Origin of the sequence: Streptococcus infantis, from assembly GCF_047465035.1 — a bacterium.
Taxonomy (GTDB): Bacteria; Bacillota; Bacilli; order Lactobacillales; family Streptococcaceae; genus Streptococcus; species Streptococcus infantis_T.
This window is the reverse complement of record NZ_JASHAQ010000002.1, coordinates 122,734-145,763: the sequence shown is the minus strand read 5'-3', so window position 1 is coordinate 145,763 and position 23,030 is coordinate 122,734. Positions and strand designations below refer to the sequence as shown.

Here is a 23,030-nt window from a genome sequence, read left to right as displayed (position 1 = left end):
CGTGTGATCCAGCCACAAGACAGACAGCACACAAAAGAGCTGTGAAAAAACCAAAAATACTACGCTCCATTAGACTTCCTTTCTCTTTCTGTATTCAATGGTAAAATCATAGACATTTTTCTCATCTTTGGAATAAGATTTGCTTGAAACAGTCTCAAAAGCAGTCAAGTCAAAATCTTCTGGGAAATAGGTATCCCCTTCAACTTGAGCATGAATTTGTGTCACAATAATCTCATCGAGATAAGGTTCAAAAAGCTGAAAAATCTGCTTGCCACCAATGATATAGAGATTCTTAGCCTGATGATGGTACCAGTCTAAAACATCCTCAACATTTTGGAAAACCAGAGTCCCCTCAATTGACTCTTCAGGATTGCGCGTCAAAATCAGAGTCTCACGTCCTGGAAGCAATCGTCGTCCCATCCCATCAAAGGTTACACGACCCATTAAAATGGCATGATTCAAGGTTGTTTCTTTAAAATGTTTTAACTCTGCTGGCAAATGCCATGGCAAGCGATCCTCTTTTCCGATCACACCCTTTTCATCTTGAGCCCAAATGGCTACGATTTTCTTTGTCATGCTTTCATCCTTTTCATTGATAGTTCTATTTTATCAAAAATCTTCAAAAAAGACTGTTTTGGAATGCCCTCCTGAATAGAAAAAATCCGTAGAAAACTTCTACGGATTTTTGACAAAATAGAGTATCTTACAAACCAGGTGCTTGTCCTAATTCTGCTGCAAGCATCCAGACTGTTTTTTCAAGGTCTGCCTTAGCACCAACGAAGATATCATTGGTTACATCATCACCTTCTTCATCTGTTACATCCAAAGCTTTTTGGAAAAGAGTGATGAGGTAACGATAAATTTCAAGAACACGTTCCAAACTTTCTTCTACATTACGGAATTCTCCAACTTCTTCTTCGATTTCACTGTGTTGAAGAAATTCTGTCAATGTAGAGTATGGTTTGCCACCAAGTGTAATCAAGCGTTCGCTGATTTCATCAAGGTAACCATCAAGGCTATCCATGTATTCATCCATCTTAGGATGCCATACTTGGAAACCACGACCACGCATGTACCAGTGTACTTGGTGAAGGGCAATGTGAGCCACATACAAGTCTGCTACTGCTTGGTTAAGCACTTCCTTTGTTTTTGCTAGCGCTTCAGGCGCTGATTTAGATAATGTTGTTACGTCTTTTAATGCATCTTTTTTCAATTCTACCATTTTTCTCACCTCATAATATTATTTTTGCAACCATATTTATTGATTACTATCTCAGTATACTACACCTAGTAGACAAAAGCAAGAAAATTAACCCATATTAAAAAAGTTCTAATTGACTGATAATTTAAGAAAATGAGTGGCTATTTATCCTAGCTATTTTCACTGTTTTTACTAGAAAATTGACTTTGATAAAGATCATAATAGAAACCTTTTGCAGCTAAAAGACTTTCATGATTTCCCTGTTCGATTATCTGTCCATCTTTAAGTACCAAAATCTTATCAGCTTCCTGAATTGTCGAAAGACGGTGAGCAATGACAAAGCTTGTTCTCCCCTTCATCAAACGTTTCATAGCCTTTTGAATCAAAAGTTCTAGACGAGTGTCAACTGAAGAAGTTGCTTCGTCCAAAATTAAGATTTTAGGATCCGCCAAGAGTGCACGCGCGATGGTTAACAACTGTTTTTGTCCAAGAGAAATATTACTTGACTCTTGGTTCATCTCCATGTTATAGCCACCAGGAAGGGTGCGGATAAAGTGATCCACATTTGCAGCCTTAGCAGCTTCAACGATTTCCTCGTCAGTTGCCTCAAGATTTCCAAAGCGAAGATTTTCCTTGATACTGCCTTCATAAAGCCAAGCATCCTGTAAGACCATCCCAAACTGGCGACGATAGTCCTGACGAGACAAGTCTCGAATATCTTGTCCATCCACTAAAATGGCACCAGCTGTCACATCGTAAAAACGCATGAGAAGGTTAATCAAGGTTGTTTTCCCTGCTCCAGTAGGTCCAACGATAGCTACCATCTCTCCAGGTTCAACATCTAAATTAAAATTGCGAATCAATGGTTTATTTTTTACATATTGGAAATCGACATTTTTGAAACTAACTTGACCTGTCAATGGTGCTAGTTCTTTCGCTTCAGCAGTTTGGACTTCTTCCTGTTCATCTAGAACTTCAAAGACACGGTCAAGCGAAGACTTAGCACTTTGTATTTGCCCTGCTAATTGAGTAATGTTTTGTATCGGTTGACTGACCTGCCACACATACTGAACGAAAGCTTGCATATTACCGATCGTCAAGCGCCCTGCAATAACCTGCAAACCACCTAAGACAGCAACTATTAGGTAAGTTAAATCAGACACGATGTGAAGGGCAGGCATCATCAATCCTGAAATAAAACTCGCCTTGAATCCGACTTGTTGCAATTCATCCGTAATCTTTTCAAATCTTTCTTGAGAATTTTCTTCGCGCCCGAAAAGTTTTAAAACATTGAAACCTGTTAAGTTTTCCTGTACAAATCCATTCATTCGTCCCAATATAGCTGCCTGCTGTTTAAAGTACGGCTGCGAACGATTCAGAATCGTTTTAGCACCAAAATAAGTAATCGGAATCGACAAGATAACAATGATAGCCAGCTGAAGATTTAGATAGAGGACCATTCCCATAACAAAAAGAATGGTAAAGACTGCGTTGACAATCTGCAAGAAGGATTGTTGAAGTGCATTAGATACGGTCTCTACATCGCTAGTAAAACGTCCCAGCAAATCCCCAAATTGGTGCTTGTCAAAGTAAGACACAGGGATGCGGTTGATTTTTTCGCTCATTTCATTTCGCAAATCCTGTATCATGGACTGCACCGCATTGGTCATGAAGTAGTTTGAGTAATAAGACCCCAACTCATAAAAAAGGCCACGCAAGAGATAGATTACCAGAATCACTGCGATATAGCTGGTATTAATCCCTGCTCCTGCAACACCATTTGCCATAGCAAGAAGATTGCTGGTTAATTCTGTGATAGCAAGCCCTAATACAAAAGGCTCGATAACACTCATAATGACGCTGACTATTTTCAAGAAGACTGCAAAGAAAACAGAAAAACGGTAGGCTTTTAAATAGCTCCATAGACGAGCTAGACTAGATTGTTGTTTCATCCTTTACCTCCTATTCTTCTGTCAGAGACGCATTTTTCAACTGCGACTCAGCAATTTCTCGATAGATGTCATTTGTTTCCATCAATTCTTCATGACGGCCACGACCAACAATTTCACCCTTATCAAGGACGATAATCTGGTCAGCATCCATGATAGTTCCAACACGTTGCGCAACAATCAATACTGTAGCATCTTGCGTCACTTCCTTGAGACGACGGCGCAAGATAGCATCTGTACGGTAGTCCAAGGCTGAGAAAGAATCATCAAAAATGTAGATATCTGGACCCTTGATGACTGCTCGGGCAATCGACAAGCGTTGTTTCTGACCACCAGATAGGTTGCTTCCCCCTTCAGCCAGATGAGTTGCAAAACCTTCTTCTCGACTTTCGATAAAGTCTTTGGCTTGGGCTACATCAGCTGCTTGGTGCAAGTCCTCATGACTGGCATCTTCTTTCCCATAGCGGAGATTGTCTGCGATAGTCCCAGTAAAGAGCAAGGCCTTTTGGGGAATAAACCCAATCTTCTGGCGGAGTGATTTGAGGCGGTAATCTCGGACATCAACACCATCGACCTTAATTTTCCCTAGTGTAACATCGTAGAAACGAGGAATCAATTGAACTAGAGTAGACTTACCTGAACCAGTTGAGCCGATAAAAGCAATGGTTTCTCCCGGTTTAGCAGTAAAGGAAATATTATGCAAAACAGGGCTTTCTGTTTCCCCAGGATAGGCAAAGGTTACATTATCAAATTCTAGATAACCATGGGTTTCTGTTTCTTGAATTCCGTCCTCATTTGGATCAATGGAAATCGGCATATCCATGATTTCCTTCAAACGCTCACTAGACACAGCCGTTCTAGGGTACATGGTAAAGAGGTTTGACAAGAAAAGGAAGGACAAGAGGGCATGGAAACTATACTCGATGAAGGCTACCAAATCCCCAATCTGCAAACTTCCCTGTTTGAGAGGATCCAAAGCAAACCAAACGATAGCTACAATCATAGCGATAATGATTTGCACAAAAAGTGGCTCTGTCAAACCAGTCAATTTGAACAAACGATTTGAATTATCCGCATAGATCGCATTTTTCTCTTCGAAACGGTTTTCTTGGAAGTCTTCACGAGCAAAGGCACGAATCACTCGCAAGCCCATCAAATTTTCACGGACATATTGGTTTATCTTATCCAGTGTTTTCTGTTGTTTTTCAGATAAGGGGCGCGTTTTCACTGCCACATAAAGGACTACTACAGCTAGAAAAGGGACAGAAAAAGCGACAATCCAAGCTAGTGAAGGGCTGGTCAAGAAAATCATAAGAATACTCGACAGCATCATCATGGGAGTGATAACACCCAACTTAAGCGTCTGCTCTGCAAACTGCATAAGGACAAAGGCATCACTGGTAATACGAGTCACCAATGAAGAAACACCAATTTGTTCATATTCGTGATGAGAATACTCTTGTAATTTAGCATAAACATCATTTCGCATGTCCTTAACCATATTGGTGGTCAATTTACTAGCAGCATAGGATAGAACAACCCGCCCAAATGTCCCCAAGACGATAATAACCAACATTACGATAGCCCAAAAATAGAGCTTTTCTTCATTACCTTGATTAATCCCCTGGTCAATCATACGAGCAAGAACAGTCGGTAGCCCAAGATTGACAATAACAAAGAAAATAGCTCCGAAGAAGTCTAACACTAACCACTTGGGATAACGTTTGAGATAAGACCAAATATAAAGCATAATTCTCCTTTCTTTTTCTTCTTAAATGCAGAAAAGAGCGTGCTTTCGCACGCCATTTTACTAAAAAGAAGACAGGCAGCCAAAACCTCGAGAGGGGGAACTGTCTGTCTCAGATATTTAAGGCTTATTTTACAAAGTCAAGCAATGCCAAGAAGCTTTCTGGGTCAAGTGATGCACCACCAACAAGAGCTCCGTCAACGTCTGGACAAGCCATGTATTCAGCAACGTTTTCAGGTTTAACTGAACCACCGTATTGAACACGTACTTTATCAGCTACTTCTTGACCAAAGTCAGCTGCTACAACGTCACGAACAACTTTACACATTTTTTGTGCATCGTCTTGTGAAGCTGATTTACCAGTACCGATAGCCCAGATTGGCTCATATGCGATAACTGTTGAAGCTACTTGTTCTGCAGTCAATCCAGCAAGAGCAGCAGAAACTTGAGCACCTACGAATTCTGCTGCTTTTCCTGCTTCGTAAGTTTCAAGGCTTTCACCACAACAGATAATTGGAAGCATACCATTAGCAAAGATTGCTTTTGCTTTTTTGTTGATGTCTTCGTCTGTTTCGTGGAAGTAGTCACGACGTTCTGAGTGACCGATCACAACATAGTCAGTGCCGATTTCTTTCAAAACTTGTGGGCTAGTTTCACCAGTGAAAGCACCAGCATTTTCAAAGTAGCAGTTTTGAGCAGCAACTTTAAGGTTTGAACCTTTAGCAGCAGCAAGAACAGTTGTCAAGTCAAGTGCAGGAACTGCAATACCAGCTTCAACAAGATCAGATGAAGGAAGTTTTGATGCTACAGCTTCAACGAATGCTTTTGCTTCTTCTGGGTTTTTGTTCATTTTCCAGTTACCAGCGATAAATGGTTTACGTGACATTTCACATACCTCTTTTTTCATTTTATTTTCTACTTATTTTATCATATTTAAAGATAGCTTGCAAATCTTACTCTGTAACTAGAAGTCTTCTTTTCAAAAACTTTCCAGTTGCCGTTTTTATTTAGAAGCTGGCTTTCTCCTAGTCAATTTGACCACTGCTTCTGTCCTAGCCGTGTGTGGAAACATATCAACAGACTGGATATAGTGTAGATCATAGACCTTTACCAAACGGACTAAATCGCGCGCCAAGGTAGATACATTGCAGGAAATGTAGACCATCTTTTCAGGAGCGTATTTAACGATGGTATCCAAGAGTTTGTCATCTAAACCGGTACGAGGCGGGTCTACAATCAAGGCATCGGCACGATAGCCTTCCTTGTACCAACGAGGGATGATTTCTTCTGCAGTTCCAGCCTCATAGTGAGTATTGGTATAACCCATGCGCTGGGCATTTTCTTTGGCATCCTCAATAGCTTCTGGAATAATATCCATCCCCCTCAGACTTTTAACTTTTTTAGCAAAGGCAAAACCAATGGTTCCAACACCACAATAGGCATCAATCAGATGGTCATTCTCATTTACGTCCAAGGCCTTAACGGCTTCACTATAGAGGACTTCAGTCTGTTCAGGATTGAGCTGGTAAAAAGCTCGAGGTGAAAGAGAAAATTCATAATCAAGAACACCCTCGCGTATACTATCCTGCCCCCAAATAATCTCGGTCTTGTCTCCATAAATCTCACTGGTTTTGGCAGTATTGGTATTGACTGCAACTGTCACCACTTCTGGAAAATCCTTGACTAGGTCTTGAACTAAGAGAGTCAGATTCAATTGGCGATTAGTGACGATAATGATTTGAACCTGCCCAGTTTTCCGTGCTCGACGAACCATGATGGTCCGAACCCCAAGGATTTTCCGTTCATCTGTAATCGGAATTTGATGATAGGTCAAGAGTTCAGCAATGCGATTGGCAATAATCTGCGTCTCCTTGTCTTGAACCAGACAGTCTTTTAGCTCAACCAAGTAGTGAGAATTCTGAGCATACAAACCTGCCTTAACTTGCCCCTTAAATTTTCGAGTTTGGAATTGTAGTTTAGCCCGATAATACTTAGGCTCCTGCATGCCAATGGTTGGTCTAATTTCATAGTTTTCATAGCCAGCAGGGGCAAACTTCTTCAGAGCTTGATGAAGGAGATCTGTCTTGAACTCCAGCTGCTTGTCATAGTGCAGGTGCATGATTTGACAGCCTCCACACTCATTATAAATGGTACAGTCTGGTACTACTCGAAACTTAGATTTTTTATTGACCTCAAGCAGTTTAGCCTCAACATAGTTACGCTTAACCGAAGTCACCTGACAATAGATATCTTCTCCCTTGAGGGCACCTGGAACAAAAACGAGGGTTTTCTGGAAAAAACCGATTCCTTCCCCGTTAATCCCCATGCGCTTGATTTTTAATGGAATTTTTTGTTTGACTTTTAGATTCATAAGTCTATTATACCACGTAGTTTCTCAATGGTTAAGAATATGTTACAATAAAAACATGAATACAAAGATATCTTTTTCCTCATTGGATTTTCCTGAGCAATTACGAACTTATATAGAGGGGACAAGCCTTTCTGACAGCTCTTCTCATTCAGGCGCAAGGGTCCTTTATCTTGACTCAGGTTACTATTTAAAAATTGATCAAAAGGGAAGATTAGAGCGAGAAGCTAGCATTGCAAGGTGGTTTGAACAAGAGGGAATAGGAACTCCTGTTATCGACTATGTATCTACGGATAAAGACTATCTTCTGACAAAAGAAGCCATTGGCCGTGATGCTCTCGCTTTTTTAGATCAGCCAGAAAAAATCTGCCGAACAATGGCAGAGGCTCTAAAAAAGCTTCACAGTTTAAATCCGAAAAATTTTCCATCAGAAAATCATTTACAGACCTATAAAGACAGAGCCTTTAAAAACTATGAAAAAGGGGAGTTCTATGCCAAGGCGCTCCTAGCCCAATTCCAGATTAGCAGTCGCGAAGAGGCCTTCCAACTCATCCAAGAACAAGGGCACCTTTTAGAAACAGATGCCTTTATTCACGGTGATGCCTGTCTACCAAACTTTATTCTAAAAGATGCTGACCACTTCTCTTGTTTTATTGATCTTGGTTTGGCTGATTTTAGTGATCGACATATCGATCTCTTTTGGGCAATTTGGTCCCTCAACTATAACCTACATGACCCTAAATACGCTGAACTATTTCTTGACTATTATGGGAGAGAACAGGTCGATGTGAATAAACTTCGACTCGTTGCTGCCTTTGAAGCGTTTGGATAAAAGGAAAACCATGAAAATCACAAAACTTGAAAAGAAAAAAAGACTCTATCTGCTCGAACTTGATAGCGACCAAACCTGCTACATTACCGAGGATACCATTGTTCGCTTTATGTTAACAAAAGGGAAAGAAATCTCAGCTGAGGAACTAACTGAGATTAAATCCTTTGCGCAATTTTCCTACAGTAAAAATCTAGCTCTCTACCACTTATCCTTCAAGGCCCGTACTGAAAAAGAAGTTAGAGATTATCTTGCCAAACATGAAATTGATGAGAAAATCATTCCCAAAGTCATTCAGTCTCTAAAGAATGACAACTGGATCAATGACCGCCAATATGCACAAGCTATCATCAATTCCAATCAGCTTTCAGGAGATAAGGGAAGCTATATGCTGATGCAGAAGATTTCTCAAAAAGGGGTTGCTAAGTCTATCATCCAAGAAGTCTTACAAGAATTTGATATGGCGGAAGTCGCAGAGCGTACAGCTGAAAAACTACTGAAAAAATACCAAGGGAAATTACCTGCCCGCGCCTTACAGGACAAGATTATCCAAAATCTGACCAACAAAGGGTTTTCCTACTCAGAAGCCAAGGCTGCCTTTGATCAACTAGATAACCAGGTCGATGAAGAAACTGTTCAGGAGCTAATTTTTAAAGAATTGGATAAGCAATACCCAAAATACTCACGAAAGTATGAAGGATACGAACTGAAACAACGTTTGACCCAAGTTTTAGCTAGAAAAGGTTATGATTTTTCGGATATAGCCAGCGCTCTCCGAGAATATCTTTAATTTTTTCATAAAAAAACTAAGAACTTTAAACAAAAATGTGATACAATAGTAAACGATAAACTTATAAATTGTAGAAAGTTGGTTAGTTATGAAACTTCCAAAAGAAGGCGACTTTATTACAATTCAAAGTTATAAGCATGATGGAAGTCTCCACCGTACTTGGCGGGACACCATGGTACTAAAAACAACAGAGAACGCTATTATCGGCGTCAACGACCACACACTTGTTACCGAAAGTGACGGTCGTCGTTGGGTAACTCGAGAACCGGCTATTGTTTACTTTCACAAGAAATATTGGTTTAATATTATCGCTATGATTCGTGAAAATGGTATCTCCTACTACTGCAATATGGCTAGTCCTTACTATCTGGATGAAGAAGCTTTAAAATACATTGACTATGATTTGGATGTTAAAGTTTTTACAGATGGTGAGAAACGCCTCTTGGACGTTGAGGAGTATGAACGACACAAGCGAAAAATGAAGTATTCTTCTGATCTAGACTATATTCTGAAAGAGCATGTTAAGATTCTTGTTGATTGGATTAACAATGAGCGAGGTCCTTTCTCAGAAGCCTATGTCAACATTTGGTACAAACGCTACGTAGAACTAAAGAATCGGTAAAGTTGTCAGAGGTCAGGAACAAAATCCTGACCTTGTTTTTTTGGTTGTGTAAAATAAGTTGTGTAAACACAAAAAGGAATAAAGCCGTTATGATAGAATTCGCAAGATATACAAAATAAATAGATATACTAATACTTTTTTAATTTCTTTGTTCTTGTAAGTTAAGAACAATCTTCTATCGTTTAATACAAAAAATACGAAGATAATCGGTATAAAAAATACAAATCACCTTCGTATCAAAATAGTTAGTTTTGTCTTTCTACATAGCACCAATCCTTTAGTACAATCCTTGGAAAAAATGACTTAACAAAGAAAATGTTATTTAATCTACTAACTGATTTAATCGTTTTTGAAAATATAAAGCAATATTTTTAGACTCAATAAACTCAAAATATTTAATGACATTGTTCATTTGTTTAATTCCAGATTCTTTAGATTCTGTCAGGTATATTTTATATCCTTCTACAAATTTGAATGTAGATTTTTCAAAAACTTTTGTGTCATCTTTTAATAATTTTTTTAATTTCATTTCAAAGTAGTCTGCATATATTAGATGTGAATTTTCAAGGCAACAAAACCAAAAATTTAAACAAGCTGACACAACTAAATTCCTATTCTTGCCGATTTTTTCGTAATAATGTGTACGCTCTAGTATTTCTTTTCCGACCCTGTAAATATAATCTATTTCAAAAAGATGATATAAATTACCAATCAGCGTTATCTCATAGGACTCCCATCGTTCCTTCTGGAATAAATAGTCATATACTAAATTTAGATCATCTCTACTAACTACATGATTACAATCTATTTGATTTAATAATCCTTGAACCATAATTGTATTTATTTTATGAGTTTTTTCCCCACTCTTCTCAAAAAGTTTTTGTTGCTCATTTTTTATTTCCTCCAACCCTTTAGTATTCAAACTATAAAAATTTGGAGATAAATTAACCAAAAAATCATCAAGCTCAGATCTTTTATAATGTTCTAGGTAGTTACAAAAATTCTCTATCGAAACATTGATATTTGATAATAATTTAAAGAACGTTGAAAGAGAAATTTCATTTTCTCCCCTTTCAAATCTAGAGAGTTGAGATTTTGATATAGAATCAGCTGCAGCATACTCTAAAGAATATCCGTTTAATTTTCTAAAATATCGAAAAGCTTCTCCGTAATTTTTCATACTTTCGTTCCCTTAACTTTCTTTTCGAGCGATAAACATACCATATTCTTTAGGAATGATCAACGTACCATTATTAAACTCACTTTCCAATCTTTTACGTATTATTTCCTCTTCTAGTGAACCTATTTCTGAAATTCCTTTAAACGATTGGATGTATTTAACTAGGTCATCTATTCTAGTTACCTGTAACTCATCATCATAGAGTAATGTATCGACAGAGTTAAAATACCTACTCAGGTACCTTTTACCATTTTGTAAAGTAAACGTTTTATTTTCTAAATCTTGATTAACCTCATCTTTCAATAAACTGGCCAAAAAATCTACAACTCCATTTTCACCAAATGTAGCACAGTAAAAAATGCCCCCTGTTTTTAGAACCCTATTCACCTCAGAGAGAACTTTAGGAATATCATTCACATGATGTAGAAGCATATTAGCAATAACAATATCAAATGTTTCATTCTCAAAAGAAATCTTTTGAATATCCATTATTTCATAGTTGACATTGTCTCTATTTCCAATCACTGACTTCGTTGTTTTTACCATATCTTGAGAAAAATCTGTAACAACCAACTGCTTCATCTTGTCTATAGAATCAAGATTACTTTTCCACAGTTCTCCTGTACCACATCCCAATTCTAGAACCTTTACTTCATCAGTGATTTCGTAGTTAGAAAATATCCAATTGTTAAATCCCAATTTATTTTTTGAATACTTCTTATGCAATTCTACTCGAATATCAAGATTATCATGATTTTTATATTGTTCAATTACCTTATCAATCATTAAAAATGACCTCCACTCTATAATTTGACATTATATCACAAGAATAAAGATAGTGTAAAATAAGTTGTATAAATGCAAAAAGGAATAATTTTACCACAGTATTGAACTATTTTGGGGTCTTCTAAATTCCCAAAAGCTCCTTTGAGCAAAACTTCATTTTTCATCCACAAATCTTAAGTATCAACTGATTTATTGAAGTCTCGCAAGACACGGACTAAAAATTTAAAGATTGATCCATCTATTTCTATCCCAGTACATTTTAGCAAAAAACCTGCCACATTGGGCAGGTTTTCATCTAAATATCTAACTTCGTAACAGTGAACTTGATATGCGAATAATCTTTCTCGATATCCTTATCTACCATAAAGGCTGTTGCATCCTTCTTGACCTGTACCAAGTCAATATTCTGTGCTTGAGCGGCATAGACACAGCCACAGTAGCATTGGCGATAAATGTCATACTCTTCACACATTTCTACAGAACGTTTGTAGCCTTGATTTTTCTTAAAGTCACTCGGAAGATAGTGAGTGGTGTAAATTTTCTGCACATCAATCCCGATACTATTGATGGTTTGCGAATTTTTATGAGGACTGATAGTCAGGGCCGAACCAAAGTAGTCAAATCCCAAGTCCATAGCTACCTGCGCTGTCTTATCCAAACGATAGTCAAAACAAACCTTGCAGCGATCGCCACCTTCAGGTTCTTCTTCCAAACCTCGAACCAGTTTACGGTATTCATTGGGTTCATAAGGTGCTTCTAGATATTGGACGTTATTGCCAGTTCGTTCATTGAAATCACTGACAAACTTTTTTGTCACATAGGCACGCTTGTGATACTCAGCTTTAGGATGGATATTTGAATTAGCAAAATAAATAGTTACATCTGCATATTTGGTCAAATACTCTAAAGTATAGGTGCTACAAGGAGCACAACAGACGTGCATGAGAATGGTTGGTCTTTCTTCATTTTTTTCCCAAACTTGAACCATCTTTTGCATGACACGGTCATAGTTGATCTTTTGATTGGGATTCATCTTACTTAGAATTTCTTCTACATCGATCATACTCTTCTCCTTTTCCTCTTGCTATTGTACCACAGGATGATCCTTTGGGCAATTAGGTTTTCGTGCTTTACTCAGTTTTTAAGTCCTTATCTAATAGCTTGCCCATCCTTGTCAGACTGATTATTAATATAGGATAAATGAAAAGCAAGATAAGACCTAGAACTAAAAAGACAGCTACAATACCCCAACGATCGATTAACCAACCTGTCAGTGGAAATATGACAATCATGGAAAGACTAAAGAGCATGGAATTGATACTAAGCATAGTTGCTCTTACACTGGAAGGTAAATAACCTTGTAAGTCATTGAAATAGATCGGCTGATAAACTGCATAAAGTGTATCAGTTAAAAGATATACAAGAAGAAAAGCAAAGGGGGTTCCTGAAAACACCAACAACAAGGCCAAGCCCGTTAGTGCAACAAGAGTCGGAAAAACTCGATTACTATTCCATTTTTTACCGATTTGACTAGCTACATAAACCGCTATAAGATTTAACCCACTACCAATCAGCATAACCAGTGAAACCTGCCATCCTGCTAAGTCACTTATTTTCTGCTGATAATAAAAGTAAAACATACACATGAGTGTCCCGACTAGCTGGTAAGTCAGCATCCAGTAAAAAAGTACTGGTTTTTCCTGCCATTCTTTTCGGACTTGCAGAACAATTGTTTTAAAGGTCAAGGATTCATTTTTCTCTCTCTTGGCCATTGGTTCTTTCATAAAATAAATCAAAATGATAGAAAGAAATGAAAATCCTATAGCAATCAGATAGGTCCAAGCCAATTCTCCATGAATAAAGAAGCCTGCCATAACTGTACCTAGGGTTCGGGTGACTTCTGCCACACCAGATAAAAAGCTAGAAATCTGAAGATATCGGTCCTTTTGACCCGCTTCAACTGCCGAATCATATAAGAAAGCGGTACTGGTCCCCGAGTCAAAATTGTAGGACCAAGCATTAACCATCATGGCAATCGCATAAATCCAAAAATTCCCCTGACCAAACAAAATCAAGATAGAGGACACAATACTGGCCAAGCGAGCCAAATAGAGATTGGTCTTGTAACTAAATCGATCGGCCAACATACCAGAGGGGATTTCACACAAGAGACTTGTCCCATGAAAGATACTCTCTAATAGGCCGATTTGAAGCAAGGATAGACCATTTTGAATGAAAAATAAAATCCAAAAACTGGTAATCCCAAAATAAGAAGTGAATTCCAGACCTGCTAGGAGTGGAATGTTGCGTTTGTAAGTTCTTTTAAACATTGTTTTCTCTCTTTCAATATGTAATATGATTGTTTCTAAAAGACTTACTTAGATTTGCCTACATTTTCTCCACCTCTTTCATTTAAAGTAATACTCAATGAAAATCAAAGAGCAAACTAGGAAGCTAGCCGCAGGTTGCTCAAAACACAGTTTTGAGGTTGTGGATAGAACTGACGAAGTCAGTAACACATGTACGGCAAGGTGAAGCTGACGTAGTTTGAATTTGATTTTCAAAGAGTATAAAAACGCCAGACGGCGTTTTTATGGCTATTAAGGTTTGATACGGTGCAACATACGTGGGAATGGAATAGCTTCACGGATGTGTTTAGTTCCAGCTGCGAAGGTTACCATACGCTCGATACCGATACCAAATCCACCGTGTGGTACTGTACCGTATTTACGAAGGTCAAGGTAGAATTCGTACTCTGTACGATCCATCCCAAGTTCATCCATCTTAGCGACAAGGGCATCATAGTTTTCCTCACGCATAGAACCACCGATGATTTCTCCGTAACCTTCTGGAGCAAGCAAGTCTGCACAAAGCACGCGCTCTGGATTTCCAGGAACTGGTTTCATGTAGAAGGCCTTGATGGCTGCTGGGTAGTTCATGACAAATGTTGGTACACCAAAGTGGTTTGAGATCCAAGTTTCGTGTGGTGAACCAAAGTCATCACCATGTTCAAGATGCTCGTAGTCAGCGTCTTCATCATTTTCATGCTCTTGCAAGAGGTCAATGGCTTGATCGTAAGTGATGCGTTTGAATGGCTCTGCAATGTAGCGTTTCAAGAGCTCAGTGTCACGTTCCAAGGTTTCCAAGGCTTGAGGAGCACGATCAAGAACACCTTGAAGCAATGCTTTTACATAAGCTTCTTGCAAATCAAGTGACTCATCGTGTGTCAAGTATGAGTACTCCGCATCCATCATCCAGAATTCAGTCAAGTGACGACGAGTTTTTGATTTTTCAGCACGGAATACTGGACCAAAGTCAAAGACACGACCAAGAGCCATAGCCCCAGCTTCAAGATAAAGCTGACCAGATTGGCTCAAGTAGGCTGGTGTTCCGAAGTAGTCTGTTTCGAAAAGTTCTGTAGAATCTTCTGCTGCATTTCCTGAAAGAATTGGGCTATCAAACTTCATAAAGCCGTTCTTGTCGAAGAACTCATAAGTCGCATAGATGATAGCGTTACGGATTTGCATGACAGCGACTTGTTTGCGTGAACGCAACCACAAGTGACGGTTGTCCATCAAGAAGTCTGTTCCGTGTTCTTTTGGAGTGATTGGGTAATCTTGAGATTCACCGATCACTTCGATGTCTGTAATGTCCAACTCATAACCAAACTTAGAACGTTCGTCTTCTTTGACAATACCTGTCACATAAACAGAAGTTTCCTGGCTCAAGCGTTTGATGACATCAAACTTCTCAAGCCCCACTTCTTCACCAAATTTTTCTACAAAGTTTGGTTTAAAGGCCACACCTTGGAAGAAGGCTGTTCCATCACGCAATTGCAAGAAGGCAATTTTCCCTTTTCCAGATTTGTTGGCAACCCAAGCACCGATAGTGACTTCTTGACCAACGTAATCTTTTACTTCGATAATTGTTACACGTTTTGTCATGTTTTATCTTCCTTTTTTTGTTTAACTTGTCTAAAGACATTATTACCCACTATTGTACCACAAATAATGCCTGATAGCTAGATTCTATCAGAGAAAAATCTCAGGTTTTATCCAAAAAAATCTCCGTCAAGACGACGAAGATCTTATTTTTATTTTTCCATAAATAGATGCAAACGACGAATAGCTTCTTTAAGAGTTTCCAAGTCTGTCGCATAGCTGAGACGGACATTCTCTGGCGCACCAAAGCCTGCTCCCGTAATCAAGGCCAGACCAACTTCCTCAAGAATAGCCGTTGTAAATGCTGTTACATCTGTATAGCCTTTCATCTCCATAGCTTTTTTAACATTTGGGAAGAGATAGAAAGCTCCTTGAGGTTTGACAACTTCAAAACCAGGGACTTCACACAAGAGTGGATAGATGGTATTCAAACGTTCTTCAAAAGCTTGACGCATGACTTCTACAGAATCTTGCGGTCCAGTTAATGCCTCGATTGTTGCGTATTGTGAAACAGCGGTTAGGTTAGAAGTTGTTTGACCAGTCAATTTGCTCATAGCAGCGATGATTGCTGGATCACCTACTGCATAACCCACCCGCCAACCTGTCATTGCGTAGGCTTTTGATACCCCGTTAATGACAATGGTTTGCTTGCGAATAGCTTCTGATAGACTAGAGATTGGCACAAACTCATTCCCGTTATAGACCAAACGACCATAAATATCATCTGCTAGGATAAGAATGTCATGTTCAACAGCCCAATTTCCGATAGCCAAGAGTTCCTCACGAGAATAAATCATACCGGTAGGATTAGATGGGGAATTGAGAACCAAAACCTTTGTCTTATCTGTGCGAGCTGCTTCTAATTGCTCCACAGTTACTTTAAAGTGATTGTCTTCCTTGGCTTGGACAAATACTGGTACACCTTCAGCCATCTTAACCTGATCCCCATAGCTAACCCAGTAAGGTGTTGGAATGATAACCTCATCTCCTGGATTAACCACAGCCATAAAGAAAGTATAAAGAGAGAACTTGGCACCAGTTGCAAAAGTCACCTCATTAGGCTTTACAGAATAACCATAATAGCGTTCAAAATAGGTATTGACCGCTGCTTTTAATTCAGGCAAACCTGAAGCCACCGTATAGAAAGAAGCACGTCCATCTCGAATAGCCTCAACTGCAGCATCCTGAATATTCTCAGGAGTATGAAAATCAGGCTGACCTAAAGTTAAGAAAAGAACATCTTTTCCTTCAGCCTTTAATTTCTTAGCTCTTGCATCACTAGCCAGAGTGACGCTTTCTTCCATTTCTAAGACACGTTTAGATAATTTCATAGCTTCTCCTTTTCGAGTATGACACCTGTTTCAAAATCAACCAGATAGTAGTCTCCACCAGACTTGATTTCCCAGACGGGTTTATCAGCATACCGTCCAAAGGTAATCGTGTCAATCTCAGTTGCTCCTTTTTCTCTGACAACTGCTTCTGCTTTTTCTTGTGAAGTGCCACTTTCTAGTTGATACACATAGATTTTTTGACTATTTTTCTCAATTAAAACAGCTATTGGCTTTTGATTTTTATCTTGGCCGAGGACACTATAGTAGCTCTCTAAACCATTAAAAAAGTCAATCTGACTAACCGTTTCTAGATTCGCATACTGCTTGGCCAGTCTCTCCCCTTCTGTCTTTGCAGTTCGATAAGGCTTCATACCAAGCCAAACCAAATAAAGAAAGGAAGAGGTCACAACTAGAGCCAGCATGGTTAAGCCAATACTGTACTGAAATAATAGGGAATTTTTTTCTTTTTTCTGTCTCATTTTCACTCGTCTATTTTACCATCTATCCAAGTGAATTACAAGTAAATAAAGGAGGAGGATTTAGCACGGAACTTCTCTTATGACAGGAGTATATGACGCTTGAATTATTGATTTCACAGACTGTTCCTAATCTCTACTCCTAAAAATAATCTTGACTATCATCGATTTTTATTTTCTGGGCAAATTTCTTGCAAATGATTTCATTTTGTTGTAACATCATTTATAACAACAGAAAAAGCTCTGATTAAAATATAAAGGAGACTCCCTATGTCTAAAAAAGTATTATTTATCGTTGGTTCACTTCGTGAAGGTTCTTTCAACCACCAAATGGCGCTAGAAGCCGAAAAAGCTCTTGCAGGAAAAGCTGAGATTAGCTACCTTGACTACTCAGCAATCCCACTTTTTAACCAAGAACTTGAAGTTCCAACTCTTCCAGCTGTAGCAGCGGCTCGTGAAGCTGTTCTGGCTGCTGATGCTATCTGGATTTTCTCTCCAGTCTACAACTTCTCAATTCCTGGAACAGTGAAAAACTTGCTTGACTGGCTTTCACGCGCTCTTGACTTATCTGAAACTCGTGGTCCATCTGCCCTTCAAGATAAAATTGTTACTGTGTCTTCAGTAGCAAATGCAGGTCATGAACAACTCTTTGCAATCTACAAAGACCTCTTGCCATTCATCCGTACACAAGTTGTAGGTGAATTCACTGCAGCTCGTATCAATGATTCTGCTTGGGTAGATGGTAAACTAGTCCTTGAAGACAGTGTTGCTACTTCACTAAAACAACAAGCTGAAGACTTGGTTCAAGCTATTCAATAATTGAATTGAAAAAAAGAAGAGGTTGGGACAAAAGATCCCAACCTCACTTTTTATTAGCAATCAAACTTTGACGCGGTAGCTGATTGAACTTTTTGTTCGTCTTTTTGACTCCAAAAAGCTCCTAATCATCCTCGCGGGGCTGGGACAACGAAATCGAGACTTTGTCTATCGATTTCTGTCCCACCGCCTTTTTCTTAATCAACTAATTCATCAATCATACTATGTTTTAGTGGTAAACTACACATCACTAATAGGAAAATAAAGGATGATTGAATCCAAAAGAGAGCCAAATCAAAAATTCCGTGCACAGCTACTACTGTCAAGAAAGAGAGGTAAAGTCCAAGGATAGGACGCTTACTAGGTACTTGACTCATATCAATCAACATTCGTACCGGAGTGGTAGAAGCAATCCCCAAGAGAACGGTACCGACAACTCCATAACTCAAAATCGTATCTATATAAATACTATGAGCATGTTCATGATAAGGTGCTCCAATACGAGGGAAAGAGTGCATGTAGGTTAGCGGTCCTTCACCCCAGAATGGATTTTGCTTAAACAAGGCCATTCCAGCATTCCAGATAGAAACACGTTCTTCCATAGATGAATCTAAGGTTCCCATTCGAACACCCAAATCACTCGAAAATAGAAAGGCTAAACCAACCCCAAAAACTCCTATACTAAGCCAGAAGGCACGCCAGTTTTTAATGGTCGTGAAGAGGTAAATGATGGCTCCAAAGATGATGGCTGGAAAAGCTGTACGATTCTGCGTAAAGTTTAAACCGAATAAATTAGCAAAGATGGCAATCATAGAAAAGATTCGTAACCACCTTAACTTAGTTGTGCTAATCAGATAAAAACCAATCATGATACAGAAACAACAGATAATTCCATAGTAATTAGGGTTAAAGAAGGCAACCTCCGCTCGGTTTTGATGCCAAACCTGCATTCGTGGTGAGAGGAAGGTATAATCAAATTTCTTTACAATTTGGAAATGTTCCAAGGCTGCAAAGACTGCTGCAAAGACACTTAAGGCTAATATTCCTTCAATCGTCAACCTGAAAAATTTAGGAGTCAACTGGGATTGATAGTAGTAAAAGAAGATGGCAAACAGAAACATGGCCACCGAAGAAACTACTCCCATCACATTTTGTGCCAGAAGAGAAATTGCAGTGCTATAAGCAATAAAAAAGAGCAAGACAGGGTGTTGAGACAAACGTTTCAAGATCCCCTTCATCTCCCCAGTATATACTAACCAAAGTAAGTAAGAGATAAAAATAATAACAAAAAGATAAAAAGGAAGAAAAATACTCAGAATAACTCCCAAAAGAAGTCCTTCTTGTTTCGATAAACTTTTTAACTTTTCAATGACACCTATTGATTTCACAACAGATCCTTTCCTTCTGAATATCACATTCAGATAAATAAGTTATTAAAACATTTTACCATTTTTCAAGAGATTTGAAAACCTCTTTGCCTCTATCATCGTGACTAAAACAAAGTAAAATTTTATAGTTAACTAAGATTACTTGAAAATCGCTATCCCTTTTTTAAAAATATGGTACAATAAATCTAATTATTCCAGAAAGGGTCTAGCATGAAATCCTACCAAGAAGTCTATAAAATACTAGCTACTGAGACCGATTATCTAAGCGGAGAAAAAATAGCTGAGAGATTAAAACTATCTCGAACTTCCGTATGGAAGGCGATCCAACGTCTCCAACAAGAGGGACTGGAGATTGACAGTATCAAAAACCGTGGGTATAAACTTCTTGACGGTGATCTTATCTTACCTCAGGAAATCGAAGCAAATAGTCCCATTACTGTCCAGTTTAAACCCTCAACAAAATCTACCCAAACCGATGCTAAAGAGGCTATGGAAGCTGGTGAAAAAGGAGATAGGCTCTACCTTTCCACTAGTCAAACCATGGGGCGTGGCCGTTTTCAACGTCCCTATTTTTCTCCAGATAAAGGGGGGATTTACATGTCCCTTCACTTACAACCCAATCTCCCTTACCAGAATCTTCCAGCCTATACACTTCTAACAGCTGGAGCTATCTACAAGGCTATCAAAAACCTTAGTTTAATCGACGTGGATATCAAGTGGGTCAATGACATTTATCTGAACCAGAAAAAAATTGCTGGTATTCTAACCGAAGCCATTACCTCCGTAGAAACTGGTCTCGTTACAGATGTTATCATTGGGGTCGGGATCAACTTTTCTATCGCTGAATTTCCCAAGAATCTACAAACTAAAGCTGGAAGCTTATTTTCTCAAAAGACTCCCATTACTCGCAATGAATTGATTGCTGAAATCTGGAAATGTTTCTACGAAACAGAAGCCGATGAACTCCTCTATCTCTATAAAAAACGCTCAATCGTTTTAGGAAAAGAAGTCTCCTTTAAGCAAGAGCACCAAACTATCACAGGAAAAGCCTGTGACATCTCTGATCAAGGACAACTACAGATAGAATTAGCCAACGGTGAAAAGATTTGGCTCAATAGTGGTGAAGTTTCGCTCACTAAATGGTAGCTCTACTCGATGAAAAAAAACGACCTTTCTTATTGAAGGTCGATTTTTTCATCTGTTATTTTTTCAAACGTTCAACGTCACGCGCGATAACGAGTTCTTCATCTGTTGGAATAACAAGTACACGAATTTTTGCTGCTTCTGTTGAGATATCTCCAGTCACACCAAAGACATTTTTCTCTGGATCTACATCACAACCGAACCAAGAAATACCAGTGATAACTTTTTCACGCACACCAGCTGCATTTTCACCAACTCCTGCAGTAAAGATAATGGCATCTGCTCCGTTTAGGACAGCCAAGTATTGTCCGATGTGTTTCTGGATACGGTCAACGTACATTTCAAGAGCCAAGGTTGCATCAGGATCACCTGCTTCCATTGCCGCTTGAACATCACGCATATCACTAGACTTACCTGAAACACCCAACAATCCTGACTCGCGATTGAGGATGCGACTGATATCTTCAGGCTTGTTAAAGTCCTCTGTATATTGCATTAAATACGGAATGATAGCCGGGTCAATATCTCCTGTACGAGTTCCCATCATAACACCACCAAGTGGAGTGAATCCCATTGAAGTATCAACAGATTGACCACCCTTAACAGCTGTAATAGAAGCACCATTACCGATGTGACAGGTAATCAATTTCAATTCTTCAAGTGGACGTCCCAAGAGTTTCGCTGCTTCTTGAGCAACGTACTGGTGGCTTGTACCGTGCGCTCCGTATTTACGAACCTTGTTTTCTGTATAATACTTAGTTGGTAATGGATAACGGTAGGCTTTTTCTGGCATTGTTGTATGGAATGATGTGTCAAAAACTGCTACACTTGTGATCTCTGGCAACAATTCTTTGAAGGCACGAATTCCAGCAGCATTTGCAGGGTTGTGCAATGGAGCAAGAAGTCCTAGTTCTTCGATTTTTTCTAGAACATCCCCTTCAACAACTGTAGACTCTTTGAAGTATTCTCCACCTGCAACAACACGGTGTCCAACACCAGTAATTTCATCATAAGATTTGATAATATCAAAACGAATCAAGTCATCAAGCAAGATTTTTACAGCTAAAGTGTGGTTTTCAATGTCAAGAACTTGCTGTTCTGAACGACCATCGAACTTAACTGTAGAAATAGAATCTTTCAACCCAATGCGTTCAATCAACCCTTTTGCAAGCACCTTTTCTTCTGGCATTTGGTAAAGTTGCCATTTCAAGCTAGAGCTTCCAGCGTTAATTGCAATGGTTTTTGTCATAATGTTTCCCCTTTTTAAGCGTTTTCAACTATTATATCAAAATTTATACTAGATTTCATGTTCTTGACACCAATTTTGAAAATTTTCCTTAAATTCCAACAAAATTTCAGGATCACGAAGACTAGCAAGTGGATAAACGAATGGCTCAAAGCCTTCTACCACTTTCTTTTGTAGAACAAAAATGGTCTTAGACTGGGCCCCTTGAGCGAAGAGATCCTCTGGTAAAGCTACGATAACTACTAGTTGAGCCTGGTCAGTCAGCCAGGATTTCAAGAGGTCACTCTGGGGACTCGTCAAAAGATCTGTTGGAGCAAGGAAAATAGCATAACCTCCCGTCTTAAGATACTTGAGAGATTGCTCCATTAATAGATGATGAGCATAAGTATGTTCATCCTTTGCTGCTACTTGGTAACGAGAGGCAATCTGATCGTCCGGGTAGTAGCCAATCGGGAGGTCGCTCACAATAAAATCACTTTCTTTTAATACTTGTGGACGTACTGCATCTCCTTGGACAAAGCCCATTTGAAGATCCATAACTTCCGCCATGCTTGCTGCCAGATCAATCAAGAGGTCGTCTATCTCAATCCCTAGGTAATCTACCTTTTTGTTCATGGACGTTAAAAAGCTAGCACCCAGAATTCCCATCCCAGAGCCCAATTCTAGTAGACTTAGATCTTTAGCAGGCCACAATTGCTCCATCAAAAAAATCATCAAGTGACCAATCGCATCTGGTGTAAACTGGTGGTTGGCCTGAAGAGGTTCCGTTTGCGCTGCCTTCATTAATAAGAATTGGTAGGTTCGTAACCACTCTTCTTTTCGAAGAGCCAATCGTTTTAAAGCTTGATTGTTTTTCTTGATATCTTCCAGATTCGTCTGACCATCCAGATAGATTCCATTTTGCTCAATTAAGGCATCGTAAAAATTTGTCGTCAAATCATTTTGAATGATTTGGACATTTTCTAGTAAATAGGTATATGCTTGTTCAATTTTTTCAAAATCCATACCCTTATCTTACCAAAAATAATGTCCTTTTTCCAGATTTTCATAATGCTAAAAATAAATAAAAGAGACTGGTGAAAAACTCAATTTTACATTAAATTGAATATAGAACAGTACAATTTAACTTCTAAAGCCTTCCTATAAATTGATTGGACTTTCCTAGTTGATTTGTTCAGATTTTATTTCATTCTACTATATCAAAAAATAGTGAAAAT

Annotated in this window: 21 protein-coding genes; 5 read left to right on the top strand and 16 right to left on the bottom strand. The window is 38.8% G+C overall.

The features are described 5' to 3' along the window. Nucleotides 1–69: 69 nt before the first annotated feature. From QM406_RS01560 to rlmD, 6 genes are all read right to left on the bottom strand, one after another. The gene (locus tag QM406_RS01560; protein WP_049548564.1) at nucleotides 70–576 is read right to left on the bottom strand and encodes a dihydrofolate reductase; all 507 of its coding nucleotides are present in this window, start codon (nucleotides 574–576) and stop codon (nucleotides 70–72) included. A 127-nt stretch (nucleotides 577–703) separates the two neighbouring features. Beyond that, on the bottom strand, nucleotides 704–1,222 hold the full coding sequence (locus tag QM406_RS01555) for a Dps family protein (protein ID WP_000229851.1): 519 nt from the start codon (nucleotides 1,220–1,222) through the stop codon (nucleotides 704–706). Nucleotides 1,223–1,371: 149 nt separating this feature from the next. Then, nucleotides 1,372–3,153, bottom strand: a complete 1,782-nt coding sequence (locus QM406_RS01550) for an ABC transporter ATP-binding protein (RefSeq protein ID WP_414273215.1) — start codon at nucleotides 3,151–3,153, stop codon at nucleotides 1,372–1,374. Nucleotides 3,154–3,163: 10 nt separating this feature from the next. Further along, nucleotides 3,164–4,900: an ABC transporter ATP-binding protein gene (locus QM406_RS01545; protein WP_036757118.1), complete on the bottom strand. Its 1,737-nt coding sequence runs from the start codon at nucleotides 4,898–4,900 to the stop codon at nucleotides 3,164–3,166. Between the two features lie 124 nt (nucleotides 4,901–5,024). Continuing rightward, nucleotides 5,025–5,783: a triose-phosphate isomerase gene (gene tpiA / locus QM406_RS01540; protein ID WP_414273214.1), complete on the bottom strand. Its 759-nt coding sequence runs from the start codon at nucleotides 5,781–5,783 to the stop codon at nucleotides 5,025–5,027. A gap of 117 nt (nucleotides 5,784–5,900) precedes the next feature. Further along, the gene (gene rlmD / locus QM406_RS01535; protein WP_414273213.1) at nucleotides 5,901–7,268 is read right to left on the bottom strand and encodes a 23S rRNA (uracil(1939)-C(5))-methyltransferase RlmD; all 1,368 of its coding nucleotides are present in this window, start codon (nucleotides 7,266–7,268) and stop codon (nucleotides 5,901–5,903) included. A gap of 55 nt (nucleotides 7,269–7,323) precedes the next feature. Here rlmD and QM406_RS01530 point away from each other — a divergent pair, with 55 nt between their 5' ends. The 3 genes from QM406_RS01530 (at nucleotide 7,324) to QM406_RS01520 (ending at nucleotide 9,506) form a co-directional block, all read left to right on the top strand. After that, nucleotides 7,324–8,097 carry an aminoglycoside 3'-phosphotransferase gene (locus QM406_RS01530; RefSeq protein WP_414273212.1) on the top strand — a complete coding sequence of 258 codons (774 nt, stop codon included), beginning with the start codon at nucleotides 7,324–7,326 and terminating at the stop codon, nucleotides 8,095–8,097. A gap of 10 nt (nucleotides 8,098–8,107) precedes the next feature. Further along, nucleotides 8,108–8,884, top strand: a complete 777-nt coding sequence (gene recX / locus QM406_RS01525) for a recombination regulator RecX (protein ID WP_320692891.1) — start codon at nucleotides 8,108–8,110, stop codon at nucleotides 8,882–8,884. A gap of 88 nt (nucleotides 8,885–8,972) precedes the next feature. Beyond that, nucleotides 8,973–9,506, top strand: a complete 534-nt coding sequence (locus QM406_RS01520; RefSeq protein ID WP_000775325.1) for a DUF402 domain-containing protein — start codon at nucleotides 8,973–8,975, stop codon at nucleotides 9,504–9,506. A gap of 322 nt (nucleotides 9,507–9,828) precedes the next feature. Here QM406_RS01520 and QM406_RS01515 read toward each other — a convergent pair whose 3' ends face one another. The 7 genes from QM406_RS01515 to QM406_RS01485 all read right to left on the bottom strand — a co-directional run bounded on the left by QM406_RS01515 (nucleotide 9,829) and on the right by QM406_RS01485 (nucleotide 17,229). Then, nucleotides 9,829–10,686 carry an Rgg/GadR/MutR family transcriptional regulator gene (locus tag QM406_RS01515; protein ID WP_315639479.1) on the bottom strand — a complete coding sequence of 286 codons (858 nt, stop codon included), beginning with the start codon at nucleotides 10,684–10,686 and terminating at the stop codon, nucleotides 9,829–9,831. A 12-nt stretch (nucleotides 10,687–10,698) separates the two neighbouring features. Then, on the bottom strand, nucleotides 10,699–11,472 hold the full coding sequence (locus QM406_RS01510; protein WP_315639480.1) for a class I SAM-dependent methyltransferase: 774 nt from the start codon (nucleotides 11,470–11,472) through the stop codon (nucleotides 10,699–10,701). 295 nt (nucleotides 11,473–11,767) lie between these two features. Next, complete coding sequence (locus tag QM406_RS01505) at nucleotides 11,768–12,535, bottom strand: epoxyqueuosine reductase QueH (protein WP_006150335.1); 768 nt, start codon at nucleotides 12,533–12,535, stop codon at nucleotides 11,768–11,770. A 67-nt stretch (nucleotides 12,536–12,602) separates the two neighbouring features. Further along, nucleotides 12,603–13,802, bottom strand: coding sequence for an MFS transporter (locus QM406_RS01500; RefSeq protein WP_414273211.1), 1,200 nt, complete (start codon nucleotides 13,800–13,802; stop codon nucleotides 12,603–12,605). Nucleotides 13,803–14,072: 270 nt separating this feature from the next. Next, nucleotides 14,073–15,416 (bottom strand): asparagine--tRNA ligase, encoded by a 1,344-nt coding sequence (gene asnS, locus QM406_RS01495; protein WP_414273210.1) that lies wholly within the window; start codon nucleotides 15,414–15,416, stop codon nucleotides 14,073–14,075. A gap of 149 nt (nucleotides 15,417–15,565) precedes the next feature. Next, nucleotides 15,566–16,744: a pyridoxal phosphate-dependent aminotransferase gene (locus QM406_RS01490; protein ID WP_414273209.1), complete on the bottom strand. Its 1,179-nt coding sequence runs from the start codon at nucleotides 16,742–16,744 to the stop codon at nucleotides 15,566–15,568. After that, the gene (locus QM406_RS01485) at nucleotides 16,741–17,229 is read right to left on the bottom strand and encodes a DUF5590 domain-containing protein (protein ID WP_414273208.1); all 489 of its coding nucleotides are present in this window, start codon (nucleotides 17,227–17,229) and stop codon (nucleotides 16,741–16,743) included. The genes QM406_RS01490 and QM406_RS01485 overlap by 4 nt, the downstream gene beginning before the upstream one ends. A gap of 261 nt (nucleotides 17,230–17,490) precedes the next feature. Between QM406_RS01485 and QM406_RS01480 the strand changes: the two genes are divergently transcribed. Continuing rightward, a complete protein-coding gene (locus tag QM406_RS01480; protein WP_375555726.1) occupies nucleotides 17,491–18,039 on the top strand; it encodes an NAD(P)H-dependent oxidoreductase in 549 nt (182 codons plus the stop codon). A gap of 194 nt (nucleotides 18,040–18,233) precedes the next feature. Here QM406_RS01480 and QM406_RS01475 read toward each other — a convergent pair whose 3' ends face one another. Further along, complete coding sequence (locus QM406_RS01475; RefSeq protein WP_414273207.1) at nucleotides 18,234–19,424, bottom strand: O-antigen ligase family protein; 1,191 nt, start codon at nucleotides 19,422–19,424, stop codon at nucleotides 18,234–18,236. 210 nt (nucleotides 19,425–19,634) lie between these two features. Between QM406_RS01475 and birA the strand changes: the two genes are divergently transcribed. Next, a complete protein-coding gene (birA, locus tag QM406_RS01470; RefSeq protein WP_414273206.1) occupies nucleotides 19,635–20,570 on the top strand; it encodes a bifunctional biotin--[acetyl-CoA-carboxylase] ligase/biotin operon repressor BirA in 936 nt (311 codons plus the stop codon). A gap of 55 nt (nucleotides 20,571–20,625) precedes the next feature. Here birA and QM406_RS01465 read toward each other — a convergent pair whose 3' ends face one another. Together QM406_RS01465 and QM406_RS01460 are read right to left on the bottom strand one after the other, a co-directional pair. Next, nucleotides 20,626–21,816 (bottom strand): acetate kinase, encoded by a 1,191-nt coding sequence (locus QM406_RS01465; RefSeq protein ID WP_414273205.1) that lies wholly within the window; start codon nucleotides 21,814–21,816, stop codon nucleotides 20,626–20,628. A 48-nt stretch (nucleotides 21,817–21,864) separates the two neighbouring features. After that, nucleotides 21,865–22,818 carry a class I SAM-dependent methyltransferase gene (locus QM406_RS01460; RefSeq protein ID WP_414273204.1) on the bottom strand — a complete coding sequence of 318 codons (954 nt, stop codon included), beginning with the start codon at nucleotides 22,816–22,818 and terminating at the stop codon, nucleotides 21,865–21,867. Nucleotides 22,819–23,030 lie beyond the last annotated feature (212 nt).